The sequence below is a fragment of the Arthrobacter sp. zg-Y1171 genome, from assembly GCF_025244845.1.
GTDB lineage: Bacteria > Actinomycetota > Actinomycetes > Actinomycetales > Micrococcaceae > Arthrobacter_B.
The window spans coordinates 2565485-2579125 of sequence record NZ_CP104264.1 but is presented as its reverse complement, the minus strand read 5'-3'; the positions used below and the strand labels follow the sequence as shown (position 1 = coordinate 2579125).

The following is a 13641-nucleotide window of genomic DNA, read 5'->3' as shown; positions in this document are numbered from 1 at the left end:
GTACCGTTAACGAGTGCTCAAAACTGCCCTGCAGCCGCGCTGGATCGCCGGCCTGCTCTTTGCCCTCGTCATCTCGACGGTCTTCGTGCTGTTGAGCCAATGGCAGTTTTCCAGTGCCGAATCGGAGGAGACCGGCGAGCCCCGCGCCACCGAAGACGTCCGGCCGCTGACCGAGGCTTTCACCCCGGGTAAGCCGATGTATGAAACCGAAGCGGACCAGATGGTTTCCCTCACCGGGTCCTTTGACCCGGATCGGTCCGTCCTCGTTCAGGAGCGGCTCCAGGACGGCGAGATGGGCTACTGGGCTGTCACCGCCTTCAACGTTGACGGCGCACCCTCGGGCGAATTCATCCCGGTGGTCCGCGGCTGGGTCTCCGACCCGGAAGACGTCACGAAGCCACCGGCCGGTGAGGCCGCCGTCGTCGGGCGCCTGCTGCCTTCCGAGGCCCCGCTGCCCGCGACGCCCGAGGACGGACGGGTTACCGCCCTCTCCACAGCCGAACTGATCAACCTCTGGGACGCCCCCGCCTACTCGGCGTTCGTCACGGCTTCGGAAATCACCGTCGACGGCGCGCCCGTGGACAACGGCGGCATGGAAACCGTGGAAGTGAGTGCCCAGCCCGAGGAAACCCCGGTCAACTGGCTCAACATCTTCTACGCCCTGGAATGGATCGTCTTCGCCGGCTTCTCCGTCTTCCTGTGGTGGCGCCTGGTCGCCGACGAGCACAACCGCAGCCTCGAGGACGACGAATATGAGGACGAGTACGACGACGACTACACCGACGCAACCGAACCCGACCACGATCATCCCAGCAGTGAGGTAACCAAGTGAACGAATCCGCAAGCACCGCCAAGGCACCGAGGAAAAAGAAGCGCCGGTTCGGCGGTACCCACGCCCAGATTCGTTCAGCACTGAAGTTCTACAAGGTCTTTTCCTACGTGACCGGCGTGCTGCTGCTCGCCCTCGTCGTGGAGATGATCGCCAAGTACGGCTTTGACACGGAGATCATCGTCGGCAGCGTCAATCTCTCCATCGGCGTGCTCATCCTGCACGGCTGGATGTACGTGGTGTACCTGCTGTCCGACTTCCGGCTATGGCAGCTGATGCGCTGGCCGTTCTCCAAGTTCATCCTGATTGCGCTCGGCGGCGTTGTGCCGTTCCTCTCCTTTGTGGTCGAAGGACGGATCCACAAACAGGTCCTGGCGGAGCTCGAAGCGCACCCTGAAGCGGCCAAGCGCTACTAGGGGAGAGGGTTCCGCCGGCCGCCCGCATCCGGCGGAACCGGCCCGGTGTGCATGGCCGGGGGCGGGCCGACTATCCTTGAAACGTGACTAATCCCGCGACAGATCCCATTGAAGAGCGGCCCGTCCTTGTAGTGGACTACGGAGCGCAGTACGCCCAGTTGATTGCCCGCCGGGTGCGCGAAGCAGATGTCTACTCCGAGGTGGTTCCCCACACCTACAGCACCGAGCAGCTGCTCGCGAAGAACCCAGCTGCCATTATTCTCTCCGGCGGCCCCTCCAGCGTGTACGCCGAAGGCGCCCCCAAGGTTGACGCAGACCTGTTCGAATCCGGTGTTCCGGTCTTCGGCATCTGCTACGGCTTCCAGGCAATGGCTGCCGCCATGGGCGGCAAGGTCGCCAAGACGGGACTGCGGGAGTACGGTTCCACCGACGCACGCGTCATCGGCGGCGCCCGGTCCATCCTGGAAGGCACCCCGGACGAGCAGAACACCTGGATGAGCCACGGCGACAGCGTGCAGGAAGCCCCCGAGGGCTTCGACGTCCTGGCCAGCACCGCCGGCGCACCCGTCGCTGCCTTCGCCAACGAGGCAAAAGGCCTTTACGGCGTGCAGTGGCACCCCGAGGTCAAGCACTCCGCGCACGGCCAGGCCGTCCTGGAAAACTTCCTGTTCAAGGGCGCCAAGCTCGAACGCAGCTGGACCACCGGCAACATCGTCGAAGAGCAGGTTGCACGCATCCGCGCACAGGTAGGCAACTCGCGGGTTATCTGCGGCCTGTCCGGCGGCGTCGACTCCGCCGTAGCCGCCGCCCTGGTGCAGCGCGCCGTCGGGGACCAGCTGACCTGTGTCTTCGTGGACCACGGGCTGCTCCGCGAAGGCGAAGCAGAGCAGGTGGAACGCGATTTCGTGGCAGCCACCGGCGTTAACCTCTACGTCGCCAACGAGCAGGAACGCTTCCTGAGCGCCCTGGCCGGGGTCTCCGATCCCGAGACCAAGCGCAAGATCATCGGCCGCGAATTCATCCGCGCCTTCGAAGAAGCCGAGCGGGCCATCATGGCCCAGGCCGAAGCAGAGGGCGAGCCGATCCGCTTCCTGGTGCAGGGCACCCTGTACCCGGACGTTGTCGAGTCCGGCGGCGGTGAAGGCGCAGCCAACATCAAGAGCCACCACAACGTGGGCGGCCTGCCGGAGGACATGAAGTTCGAACTGGTGGAACCCCTGCGGGCGCTCTTCAAGGACGAGGTCCGTGCGGTCGGCGCCGAACTCGGCCTGCCGGCCGAGATCGTGGGCCGCCAGCCCTTCCCGGGCCCCGGGCTGGGCATCCGGATTGTCGGCGAGGTCACGCACGAGCGGCTGGAACTGCTGCGCCGGGCAGACGCCATCGCCCGCGCCGAACTGACCAGTGCAGGCCTCGACGACGAAGTGTGGCAGATGCCGGTGGTGCTCCTGGCTGATGTCCGCAGTGTCGGCGTCCAGGGCGACGGCCGTACCTACGGGCACCCCATCGTGCTTCGTCCGGTCTCCAGCGAAGACGCGATGACCGCTGATTGGTCGCGGCTTCCGTACGATCTGCTGGCCCGCATTTCCAACCGCATCACCAACGAAGTGGACGGAATCAACCGCGTGGTGCTGGATGTAACCAGCAAGCCGCCGGGAACAATCGAGTGGGAATAGCGTAAAGGGGACCGAGGACGGCCGTTTCGGCCGTCCTCGGTTTTGTCCCCCGCGTTGCTATGTTCGGGAAACCCGCCCCGACGCGATAGTTTTGAAGGTATGCCAATTTGGTCGAGAACGCGCGGAAGTGCAGAAAAGAGGGCACTAGTGTCTGAGCAGAATACCGGGGAGAATCCCTCGGACTTCCTGCTGCCGTGGCTGGGACAATTGGGACAGCACGCCGGAACGGACACACTGCTCCATTTCACGCCGTCCGCCGCCAACAGCATCGACCTGACGCACGCGCATCCCTCCGGCCTGGCCCAGTTGCTCGCCGGCCGGCGTACCCGCCTGTCGACCCTGCTGCGTGACCCGGACCAGTACGGTGCCGCCATGAAGGCGGGCCGCCTGCTGCGCGCGAAGATCTACGAGCTGGGCACCGACCGCGGCATCGACGTCGGCTACATGGCTGCGGGAACCGCGTCCTGGCGCTATGCCTCGGATGAAGCACTGCGTCCCGAGTCCCTGACGGCCCCCGTGCTGCTCACGCCCGTGGCGCTGACGGTCCACGCCTCACAGGATGACTATGAGCTGCAGCTGACCGAAAAGGCGGCGCTGAACCCCGCCCTGGTCCGCCACCTGCAGCATGAGCAGGGCCTGGACATCGACGTCGACGCGCTCACCCGCCTCGCCTACGGCACCGCCCGCTTTGATCCCCACCCCGTGCTGGAAAAGCTCCGCGCCGTTACCGGCAGCGTCCGCGGAATCAACATTGAACACCGCCTGCTGGTTTCCACCTTCGCCGACCTGTCCGACCTCAGCGAGGATCCGGCGCTGGACCCGGCCCATCCGATCCTCCGCGCACTGATCGACGCCGCCCGGGACGGCTCCACCGGTCCGGCCATCCCCGAACCGCTGGACCTGCCGGCCCTGGACGAGCGGGATCCCGCGGATGAGCTGCTCATCCTCGACGCCGACCGCCAGCAGCAGGAAGTCCTGGACCTGATCAACGCAGGCCAGTCGCTGGTAGTCTCCGCGCCGGCCGGTACGGGCCAGACCCAGACCGCGCTGAACGCCGTGGCGGCGCTGGCCAATGCCGGCAAATCCGTCCTGGTAGTGGCGGAACGGCGCAGCACCCTGAACCAGTTCGTCTCCGAGCTGGACGCGATGCAGCTTGGCTCCCTGGTCCTGCAGGCCAACGCCGGCCTCACCCAGCAGCAGTTGAAGGACCAGCTGGTCCGGGCCATCGTGCGCAACGAAAAGGCGCAGGCCCCGGAACTGGACAGCCTGCACAAGGTCCTGCTCGAAAACCGCCACCAGCTCCGCGACCACGTGAAGTCGCTGCACAACGTCCGCCGCCGCTGGGGATGCTCGCCCTACCAGGCCATGCAGTCCCTGGCCGAGCTGACCTCCATGAACCCGGCGCCGGCCACCACCGTCCGGCTCAAGCGGAGCGTCCTGGACAGCATCACCGACCGCACCGAACTCTCCGGCCGCCTGCGCCGGGCCGCCGAACTCGGCAGCTTCAGCCGGGCAGCTACCACCAGCCCGTGGTACGGAGCCAAGCTGCTCAACCGCAAGGAAACGGAAGAAGCGTACGCGCTGACCCAGACCCTTGCGGCGGACCTGCCGGCGCTGCGCGCCAAGGTCCAGGACGTGGCCGAGCATTCGGAAATCCGCCTCGGCGAAACATTTGCCCAGTGGGGCGAACAGCTGGAACTGCTGGTTGCCGTGCGCGAAAGCCTGGACAAGTTCACCCCGGACATTTTCGACCGCCCGGTGACGGACCTGATCTCGGCAACCGCGTCTTCGTCCTGGCGGCGGGAACGCGGCATCGATATGAGCTCCATGACCCGCTCCCGCCTGCGGCGCGTGGCCAAGGAATACGTCCGGCCCGGTGTGCATATTTCCGACCTGCACGCCTCCCTGGCAGAAGTCCAGCAGCAGCGTGCCGTCTGGACCCGCTACGCCACCACCCAGCGCCACCCCTCGGTGCCCACCGGCCTGGCCGAGATCAACCGTTCCTACCTGCTGGTCAAGCGCCAGCTGGATACCCTGACCGGCATCCTGGCCGAGACGCCGCTCCATCCTGACCTGGCATCCCTGCCGCTCGATGAACTTGAGAAGCAGCTCAGCCAGCTCGCGGGGGACCGGGAAACCCTGGAAACGCTGCCCGAACGGACCCTGCTGCTCGACGAGATGCGTGCCCAGGGCCTGGGCGAACTGCTGGATGACCTGAGCGCACGCGAAGTCCAGCCCCGCCACGTGGGTTACGAGCTGGAACTGGCATGGTGGCAGTCCGCCCTCGAAGCCATGATCAGCGGCGACGATTACCTTGCCATGTCCGACGGCAACAGCCTGCGCCGCCTGGAAGCGGAGTACCGGCTGGCGGACAACGCCCACATTGCCTCGGGCGCAGCCCGGCTGCGCTGGAGCCTTGCGTCGCGCTGGCGCTCGGGCGTCCAGGCCGCGAAGGGTGCTGCCGAAGACCTGCGCGAGCTGCTCAAGGACGGCGAGCTGTCCCTGGACAGCCTGGGCCTGCAGTCCGAGGAACTCGTGTCCTCGCTGCTGCCGGTGTGGGCTGCCAGCCCCCTGGTGCTGCCGATGGTACTGCCCGAACACCGCCGCTTCGACACCGTGGTCCTCCTTGATGCCGAGTCCACCAGCCTGCAGTCTGCCGTCCCGGCACTGGCACGCGCTTCGCAGGTTATCGCCTTCGGTGACAGCTGCCTGGGCGGGCCGCGGCCCTTCACGATCGGTGTTGAGCCGGCCGGAACAGCACCGCAGCACGTTGAGCTGCTCAGCGCCTTCGAAGCGCTGGAACGCGTCCTGCCCACGCGCTGCCTCTCCACCGTTTACCGCGGCACCGATAAGGCACTGCTGCGCCAGCTCAGCGAGTCCTTCTACGGCGGACGCCTTTCCATGGTCCCGAGTGCAGACGAGGTCACCACCGGCCACCGCGCACTCTCCGTGGAATACCTGCCGGACGGCACCGGCATGCCCAGCGCTGACCATGAGGGCGTGGAGAGTGTCGCGGCCGAGGTCAACCGCGTAGTTGACCTGGTCTTCGAACACATCCGCCGCCGCCCGCACCAGTCCCTCGGCGTCATCACCGCCAGCCCGCGCCACGCCGTGCGGGTGGCCGAGGCAATCCGTGTCCAGATGGCCAACTTCCCCTGGGCCGCGGACTTCTTCACGGCGAAGTCCGAGTCCTTCCGGGTCGTGCCGGTGGACCGCGCCGTGGGCATGGTCCGGGACTGCGTGATCTTCTCCCTCGGCTTCGGGCGTACCCCGCACGGGCGTGCCCTGCACAACTTCGGCCCGTTGTCGGCACCTGACGGACGCAAGAAATTCGTCACGGCCATGACCCGGGCCCGTTACAAGCAGCATGTGCTGACCTGCTTCCAGCCGGCAGACCTGGACCGCACGCGGCTGGGCTACGGCGCCCTGGACTTCTACGAACTCATCAAGCGGGAGCTCGATCCGGAAACCGCCAGGGAGGAAATCCCTGCTGCCGGAGGCATCATGGAGGAGGATCCGCTGGTCGCGGATCTGGTCGGCCGCCTGCGGGAACGCGGCGCGAAGGTCTGGGACCACTACGACGGCGCCATCGACATTGTCGCAGCGGCTCCCCATTCGGCCGGTCCGACCGGTACGCCGGCGCCGCTGGCCATCGAGTCCGACGGCACCGAACGCTACCGGGCGATGTCCGTGCGCGAACGCAGCCGGCTCCGGCCGCAGCTGCTTGAACGGCGCGGCTGGCGGTACATGCCGCTGTGGACCATTGAGGTCTTCAGCGACCCGTCCGCCTGCGCCGACCTGGTGAGCCGCTACCTCGAGCTGCCGGATCCTCCGGTCGGGCAGCAGCCCGTGCCCCGCAGCACGGTTACTCCCGAGGCAGGCACGGATGAGGCTGCCCGCCCGGCAGCCCAGGTCACGGTGACTCCGCACGGAAGCAGCCGGATGCGTGAACGGAGGTCGGGATCCGTCCCGGACAACGCAGCAGGAGAATGAGCGATGACTAAGGAACCCACAGGGAAGGCCGCGGCGGAGGAAACCGCCGCGGCCTCGGGGACCGGCACAACGGCAGCAGCGGGCGAACGCCAGTCCACGGATGGCAGCACCAGCGGCAGCAGCGGAACCCGCAGCGGAACCCGCAGGCGCGGAAACCGCCGGGCGGTTTCGCCCGGGCCCGGCGGGCCGGCCGGGCTGCTGCCCGTCGTCGCCAAGGAAGATGATCCCCGGGCCTGGGGCGACAGCACGGAAGACAGCGAATCGTGGCTCCGGGAGCAGCGGCCTCCGCACTGGGGATAAGCGGCCGGCTCGCCCGGCCGCGGCTAGCCGCCCGTCAGGACAAGATAGATCCCTTCGTTCCCGGAAGCCGCTGTGAGCCGGGCAGCGTTCTCCCGGTCCGCGGCCACCACCACCAGGCCCTCGCCGCCGCCGTTGCCTGGCCAGCCCCCGCCCGCGGGCTCGCCGCCGGACACCCACAGCACCGGCACCGAGGCTGCCAGCACCACCGCGCTGCTGCCGTCCTCCGCATAGTGCCCCGACTCGGCACCCACCCACGCCGCTTCGCCACCCGCAACAACGTTGACGAGTTGTCCGGGACCCAGCAGATCGAGGACGGACGGGTCAGCCGGGCGCAGCGGCACTGCCACGGAACCGGGCGGGGCACCGGCCAAAAGTCCGGCACCGGCCAGGGAAATGTCCGTGACGGGGCTGCCGCGCAACAGCGGCGTGGCGAGGCGCCTGCCCACCAGCGCGTCCGGCTGTTCGTGGGCGCCCGGTGGGACGGCTTCAGCCGGTAGGCGGACAGTTTCCAGTGTCCCGGAGTCCAGCACCGTACCGGCCGGCAAATCCCGGGCCGCGCGCACAATCACGGTCCGTTCCGCAGCCGCCGGTACCAGCGCTTCGACCGCAGACCCCGCGGCGGCGCAGCAGGCCAGGGCAGCAAGGAGGCGGCGGTGGCGGACAATAAAGCGGCGCATCCCCGAGAGGGGACCGCCGGAAACGGACGGCTGTCCCGGGTAGGCGGCAGCGCCGGGGGACACCTTGGCAGAGCGGCGGCGAAAAGGCATGGCACGACGCTAGCGGCTTTACGCCCCGTAACAGGGGCGGCCCTGCGCAAGGCTCAACGCACACGGGAACGGCCCGGCCGGAAAGGCCGGTGTGGAGGCGCAGTGCACAGTGGATACACGGCAGGCGAACCGTACGGGCCGGTGCGGGACCGCAGTGCCTGGAGGCTGTGCTGCCGGGGAAGCAGGCCCGGCGGCAGGGCTTACGGCTGGGCGCTGCCGGAGCCTGCAGCGGCTGCAGGCGTGGACGTCCCGCTGCCGGAAGTTGTGGCCGGTGCCGGGGAGCTCTCGGTTTTGGAGGGGGCTGCAGGAACAGTGGAGGCAGCTTCGCGTGAATCGGTGCGGTAGAAACCGGAGCCCTTGAAGACAACTCCGACGCTGTTGAACTTCTTGCGCAGGCGGCCGCCGCACTCGGGGCAGACCGTCAGGGAGTCTTCACTGAAGGACTGCTGGATATCGAACGAATGGGAGCAATCCTTGCAGGCGTAGGCATACGTGGGCACTCTGGTAATCCTCCTTGGGGCACTCTCAAAGCTGGCACTCTCAAGCCTTGAGTGCTAAGTATACATGGGCTCCGACGGCACGGGCCGCCAGGCTTCGGGGGTGAGCACGGCGTCCACGGCCGCGTCCAGGGGAGTGGTTTCGAAGCTGCCGGCAGGAACGTATTCGTGCTCGAAAACCACTGCCACGGCAGCGGCAGGATTGCCGTCCGCCCGCAGCTTGGCCAGGAACCGGTCATAGTAGCCACCGCCCTTGCCCATCCGTCCGCCCGCGGCATCGGCGGCCAGCGCGGGAACAAGGACCAGGCCCAGCTCCGGCAGGTCGGAGGCGGCATAGCGTTGTCCAGCCGGTTCCAGCAGGGAAGCATGCAGTCCAGGCACCAACTCGGTCTCGGGGGTCCAATCGGCCCATGACAGCTGCCATTCGGGTTCGCACACGGGGACCACCACGCGGTACCCGGCCCTCACCAGTCCGGGGAGCAGCGCATCCATGCCCGGCTCGTTCCCCACGGAGAGGTAGCCGGCCACGGTTCCGCCCCTGGGTACCCGTTGCCGGACCCCCCGCAGCCCGATGCGGGCCAGTCCCTGGACCGCTTCGGCCCTGTCCTCCGCGGTCAACTCCCGCCGCAGCCGCAGGAAGTCCTTTCGGGCCTGGTCCTTCGCAAGCGCACACATACCCCCATTCTCTATAAGCGTGCTTATTTGGTGCAATCTAAGACCTCTTAGGTACGCTTACGACTATGACGACGTCACGCCCCTCCATAACCAAAGCCGTAATCCCCGCAGCAGGTCTGGGTACCCGCTTCCTCCCTGCCACCAAGGCGATGCCGAAGGAAATGCTCCCGGTGGTGGACAAGCCGGCGATTCAGTACGTGGTTGAAGAAGCCGTTAACGCGGGCATGCCGGACATCCTGATGATCACGGGGCGGAACAAGCGCTCCCTCGAGGATCACTTTGACCGCGTCCCCTTCATCGAGAAGACGCTGGAAGACAAGGGCGACCACGAAAAGCTTGCGATGGTGCGTGCGGCCTCCGAACTGGGCGAAATCCACTACCTCCGCCAGGGCGATCCCAAGGGCCTGGGCCACGCGGTGCTGCGGGCCAAGCTGCATATCGGCGACGAGCCCTTTGCCGTCCTGCTGGGCGATGACCTGATCGATGCCCGTGACGAACTGCTGGGAAAGATGGTCGAGGTCCAGGCAAAGACGGGCGGATCCGTCATTGCCCTGATCGAGGTTGATCCGGAACAGATCAGTGCCTACGGCTGCGCGGACATCTCCGTGGTCGAGGGCGAGGACTATGTCCGGGTCAACAAACTGGTAGAGAAGCCCGACGTCGACGACGCTCCCTCCAACCTGGCCGTGATCGGCCGTTATGTGCTGCACCCCTCGGTCTTCGGAGTCCTCGAAGAAACCGGCCCCGGCCGCGGCGGGGAAATCCAGCTTACGGACGCGCTGCAGACGCTGGCCGCCGCCGACGGCGAAGGGTCCGGAGTCTACGGTGTGGTCTTCCGCGGCCGCCGCTATGACACCGGTGACAAGCTGAGCTACCTCAAGGCAGTGGTGTCACTGGCTTCCGAACGTGAAGACCTCGGCCCGGCCCTTCGGGACTGGCTGAAGGATTTCACCAACACGCTCGAAGACTAATACCCCATGCGGGCGTCATGGCCGGTGACGCTGGAGAGTGACGATGTCATTCTCCGGCCGATCCGGCACCGGGACCGGCGGGAATGGACAGAGGTCCGTTCCCGGAACGCCCGCTGGGTAGGCCCGTGGGAGGCCAGCAATCCCGTCCCGGGCGGCGAACCGCCCACCTACGGTGACATGGTGCGCAGCCTCAACCGCCAGGCACGGCAGGACTCTGCCCTGCCGTTCCTCATCACGGAGCGGCAGGATCCCGCGCGGCAGCCGGCAATTGTCGGCCAGCTGACCGTGTCCACCATCGTGTGGGGGTCCGCGCGCATGGCAACCCTCGGATACTGGGTGGACCAGGGGCGGGCAGGGCTCGGAATTGTGCCCACTGCGGTGGCACTGGCCACCGACCACTGCTTCCAGGCCCTGGCCCTGCACCGGATGGAAATCAACATCCGGCCGGAGAACGGCCCGAGTCTCCGGGTGGTGGAAAAACTCGGATTCCGGGACGAGGGACTGCGCGAGCGGTACCTGCATATCGACGGCAAATGGGCCGACCACCGGAGCTTTGCGCTCACGGCGGAGGAGGTGCCGGAGGGGCTGTTGAACCGCTGGAAGTCCCGCCGGGCACAATAGGCAACAACTTTCACAGCAGACACGCCGACACACCGAACGTAATGCGCGTACCGGGCGCCCGGAGCTTCTACGGTCATAAGTGTGGACTTCCCTCTTAACAGCTCACTGCTCGGGTCACTCATCGGGTCACTGCTCGGGTCACTGAACAGCTCACTGGTGCTGGCGCTGGCCGTTGCACTCTGGCTGGTGTGGGTAGGTCCGTATTTCTTCCGCCGTCCAGCTGCTTCCGGGGCCGAGGCAACCGCCCGGCCCGCCACACAAACGGCAGCACAGACAGCTAATACCATCCGCCCGCCCGCCTCACCGGACAAGGGGTCCCAGGGGATCATCATGAACAACATCAGCACTACACCCAGCGGGGGCGGGGCAACACAGTTCCAGAGCCATGACCAGCCAGCCCTGCGCCCGGCGCAGCAGGCACCGGCTTTCCGGATCCGCACCGGCCGGACAGTCCTGGCGGCCACCGGCCTCCTTGGCGTCCTTGCCGTTGTGGTCGGGACACTGCTTGCAGCCTTCACCTCCGTGTCCTGGCTCGTTCCCGCCGCCGGCCTGGCCGCCGTGGCAGCGGTGGTTGCGATGCTCCGCACGATCGCCCTGCGGGACCGCCGACGCCGGATGGAAGACGCTTTCCGCGCCGCCATGGGTCCGGAGCCCCGCCGCACGCAGAACCGGGCCGCCGTCGAACCCGATGAGGTTCCGGCACCCGCAGTCCAGGCGCCGGAGAATGAACCGCAGCCCGAAACCGTGCTCTTTGACCGCGAGTCCGCCGCCGTACCTGGCGAAAGCCCAGCGGCGGCAGGAGTCCCTGCCCGCGTTACCGCCGAGGAACTGCGCACCGAGGCCCTGAAGGTGGCAGCAGCCGCCGTCCAGCCCCCGGCCCGGCCCAGCACCACGCCGTGGCAGCCCGTAGAGCTCCCCAAGCCCATTTATGTAGATGCACCCAAGGCAGAGCGTCCGGCACCCGAACCGATCGTCCTTCCTGAAACGCCCCGGTCCCTGACCAAGACTCCGTTGCGTCCCGCCACCGCTCCCGCCTCCGTGCAGGCGGAGCAGGCACGCCCGGAAACCGGCAAAATCAACCTCGACGACGTCCTGCAGCGTCGGCGGGCCTAGGCACACCGAGGCAAGGCCGCGGCGCCTGCCGTGCCGGTCGAGCCCAGGCCCCGCCTTGGACGGGCCGCGGAGGCTGTCGCCGTCCTGGCCGGCCCCGCGATGCGGGGACCCCTGCAGGACCTGCTTCGGTCCCGCGGGCTGAGGCTTCAGCGCTGGGAACACCTGAGAAGCCACCACCGGCCGGGAGGCGCTGTTTCGGCCCTTTACCGGGTCCAGTGCCGCCGGACCGGGCCTGGATCCGGTCCCGACGTTGCCCTGACCCTTCACCTCGGTGCCACGACAGGCGACGTTGCCGCGGATGCCGCATCCGCCGGTCCCGACGTTGCCCCGGCACGGATTGCCGGGCTGGACCTGCGCCTGTGGTTCCACCCCCATGACCCCGTTCTCCGGTCCCTGCCCTGGGCCACCGACGCCGACGCCGTGGCGAGGGACGTGTTTGGCGCAGGCGGACCGGCGAGGTTATCGCTCGTTGCCTACCGGCCGCTGCGCCGGGCAGTAATCCGGGCGCGGCACCTGGACGATGCGGCCTATCTGAAGCTCCTCCCGCGGGAGCAGCTGCCTGCCCTGCGCCGGCGCCACCGGCTCCTCGAGGACAGCGGCGTGCCTGCCCCGCGTCTCCTGCCCGGCGCTTCCGCAGCCGTCCCTGAAGCGGTCATCCTCAGCGCACTGCCCGGCACCTCCCTCTTCCGGCTGCTGGTTGAGGACGACGCAGCCCCGTTAAGGCCCGAAGTCCTGCTGGATCTGCTGGAGGCCATGCCGTCCGGTGCGCTGGACCTGCCGCTGCGCCGGTCCTGGGCCGATCGGGCCGAAGACTATGCCGCAGCTGCCGTCGCCGCCCTGCCCAGGGAACGGGACAGCATCTTCGAACTCGCGGGTGGTATCCGGGACGTGGTGGAATCGGCCCCCGCCGGCCCCCTGGTGCCGGTCCACGGCGACTTCCATGAAGGAAACCTGCTGCTCAGCGGAGGCAGGGTCACCGGGCTGCTCGACATTGACGGTCTGGGCCCCGGCCGCCGGGTCGACGACCTGGCCTGCCTGCTGGGGCACCTGGCCGTCCTTGCGGCAGCGAATCCATCCCGGCCGCAGCTGGGGCAGGCACTGGCCGATTTCCGCCGGGTCTTCGAGGACACCGCGGACCCGTCCGCGCTGAACGCGAGGGCGGCCGGCGTCGTACTGACCCTCGTGTCCGGTGCCCGCGCCGCCAACGGCAGGAGCCGGACGCAGAATGCCGGGATCCGGCTCGCAGCCGCGCAGCGACTGCTTCGCGCCGCTGATCGATAGGAGCAGCAGCCGGGCGGAGTCAGGGAGCCGGCGGAACCAGTTTTTCCAGCAGCGGTTCGGTGCGGTAGGGGATGTGCTCATGCAGGGCCAGGACCGTTTCCGTACGGATCACGCCCTTGATCCGCAGGACGGAGCGCAGGGCCTGCTGCAGCTGCTGGGTATCCGTGGCGGTCAGGCGGCACCACACGTCGCCGCGGCCGGAGATCTCGTGCACTTCCAGCACCTGGGGGAGGGTGCGCAGCCCGGAGATGACGCCGTCGAGTTCGCGGTGGTTCACCTCGATGGTGACGAATGCCTGAACGTCATAGCCCAGCTGGGTCAGATCGACGTCACGCCCCGACCTGCGGATGACCCCGGCCCGCAGCAGGTGCCGGACGTGGGCCTGGGCGGTGTTGCGGGCAACACCGAGCCGCTCGCTCAGTTCGCTGATCTGCGCCCGGGGATCGCGCACCAGTTCCAGCAGCAGCCGGCGGTCCAACGGGTCCAGATTGGCCATCTAGCGCAT

At 67.8% G+C, this 13641-nt stretch carries 13 protein-coding genes; 9 read left to right on the top strand and 4 right to left on the bottom strand.

The genetic code is table 11. From position 1 onward, the window contains the following. The first annotated feature begins 13 nt into the window (after positions 1-13). The 5 genes from N2L00_RS12055 to N2L00_RS16175 all read left to right on the top strand — a co-directional run bounded on the left by N2L00_RS12055 (position 14) and on the right by N2L00_RS16175 (position 7211). Entirely contained in the window at positions 14-832 is an 819-nt protein-coding gene (locus tag N2L00_RS12055) for an SURF1 family protein (protein ID WP_255862657.1), read from the top strand. After that, positions 829-1245, top strand: coding sequence for a DUF3817 domain-containing protein (locus N2L00_RS12050; RefSeq protein ID WP_255764837.1), 417 nt, complete (start codon positions 829-831; stop codon positions 1243-1245). The genes N2L00_RS12055 and N2L00_RS12050 overlap by 4 nt, the downstream gene beginning before the upstream one ends. 83 nt (positions 1246-1328) lie before the next feature. After that, complete coding sequence (gene guaA, locus N2L00_RS12045; RefSeq protein WP_255764836.1) at positions 1329-2918, top strand: glutamine-hydrolyzing GMP synthase; 1590 nt, start codon at positions 1329-1331, stop codon at positions 2916-2918. Positions 2919-3065: 147 nt separating this feature from the next. Continuing rightward, positions 3066-6911, top strand: coding sequence for a DUF4011 domain-containing protein (locus N2L00_RS12040; protein WP_308219721.1), 3846 nt, complete (start codon positions 3066-3068; stop codon positions 6909-6911). A gap of 3 nt (positions 6912-6914) precedes the next feature. Beyond that, positions 6915-7211 carry a hypothetical protein gene (locus tag N2L00_RS16175; protein ID WP_308219722.1) on the top strand — a complete coding sequence of 99 codons (297 nt, stop codon included), beginning with the start codon at positions 6915-6917 and terminating at the stop codon, positions 7209-7211. A 23-nt stretch (positions 7212-7234) separates the two neighbouring features. Here N2L00_RS16175 and N2L00_RS12035 read toward each other — a convergent pair whose 3' ends face one another. The 3 genes from N2L00_RS12035 to N2L00_RS12025 all read right to left on the bottom strand — a co-directional run bounded on the left by N2L00_RS12035 (position 7235) and on the right by N2L00_RS12025 (position 9150). After that, positions 7235-7978: an SAF domain-containing protein gene (locus tag N2L00_RS12035; protein WP_255862658.1), complete on the bottom strand. Its 744-nt coding sequence runs from the start codon at positions 7976-7978 to the stop codon at positions 7235-7237. A 200-nt stretch (positions 7979-8178) separates the two neighbouring features. Further along, positions 8179-8478, bottom strand: coding sequence for an FmdB family zinc ribbon protein (locus N2L00_RS12030; RefSeq protein ID WP_255862659.1), 300 nt, complete (start codon positions 8476-8478; stop codon positions 8179-8181). A gap of 54 nt (positions 8479-8532) precedes the next feature. Next, complete coding sequence (locus N2L00_RS12025) at positions 8533-9150, bottom strand: 5-formyltetrahydrofolate cyclo-ligase (protein ID WP_255862660.1); 618 nt, start codon at positions 9148-9150, stop codon at positions 8533-8535. Between the two features lie 65 nt (positions 9151-9215). Between N2L00_RS12025 and galU the strand changes: the two genes are divergently transcribed. The 4 genes from galU (at position 9216) to N2L00_RS12005 (ending at position 13136) form a co-directional block, all read left to right on the top strand. Further along, entirely contained in the window at positions 9216-10121 is a 906-nt protein-coding gene (galU, locus tag N2L00_RS12020; protein ID WP_255764832.1) for a UTP--glucose-1-phosphate uridylyltransferase GalU, read from the top strand. 6 nt (positions 10122-10127) lie between these two features. After that, on the top strand, positions 10128-10742 hold the full coding sequence (locus N2L00_RS12015; protein ID WP_255764831.1) for a GNAT family N-acetyltransferase: 615 nt from the start codon (positions 10128-10130) through the stop codon (positions 10740-10742). 81 nt (positions 10743-10823) lie between these two features. Beyond that, a complete protein-coding gene (locus tag N2L00_RS12010) occupies positions 10824-11855 on the top strand; it encodes a hypothetical protein (protein WP_255862661.1) in 1032 nt (343 codons plus the stop codon). A 30-nt stretch (positions 11856-11885) separates the two neighbouring features. After that, positions 11886-13136 (top strand): phosphotransferase, encoded by a 1251-nt coding sequence (locus N2L00_RS12005; protein ID WP_255862662.1) that lies wholly within the window; start codon positions 11886-11888, stop codon positions 13134-13136. Between the two features lie 19 nt (positions 13137-13155). Here the strand turns inward: N2L00_RS12005 and N2L00_RS12000 are convergent, their stop codons facing one another. Next, complete coding sequence (locus N2L00_RS12000) at positions 13156-13632, bottom strand: Lrp/AsnC family transcriptional regulator (protein ID WP_227918579.1); 477 nt, start codon at positions 13630-13632, stop codon at positions 13156-13158. Positions 13633-13641 lie beyond the last annotated feature (9 nt).

Bases quoted from the DNA above. Each gene is read 5' to 3' on its own strand.
- N2L00_RS16175 (WP_308219722.1), top strand. From the start codon at position 6,915: ATGACTAAGGAACCCACAGGGAAGGCCGCGGCGGAGGAAACCGCCGCG.
- N2L00_RS12035 (WP_255862658.1), bottom strand. From the start codon at position 7,978: ATGCCTTTTCGCCGCCGCTCTGCCAAGGTGTCCCCCGGCGCTGCCGCC.
- N2L00_RS12025 (WP_255862660.1), bottom strand. From the start codon at position 9,150: ATGTGTGCGCTTGCGAAGGACCAGGCCCGAAAGGACTTCCTGCGGCTG.
- galU (WP_255764832.1), top strand. From the start codon at position 9,216: ATGACGACGTCACGCCCCTCCATAACCAAAGCCGTAATCCCCGCAGCA.
- N2L00_RS12015 (WP_255764831.1), top strand. From the start codon at position 10,128: ATGCGGGCGTCATGGCCGGTGACGCTGGAGAGTGACGATGTCATTCTC.
- N2L00_RS12000 (WP_227918579.1), bottom strand. From the start codon at position 13,632: ATGGCCAATCTGGACCCGTTGGACCGCCGGCTGCTGCTGGAACTGGTG.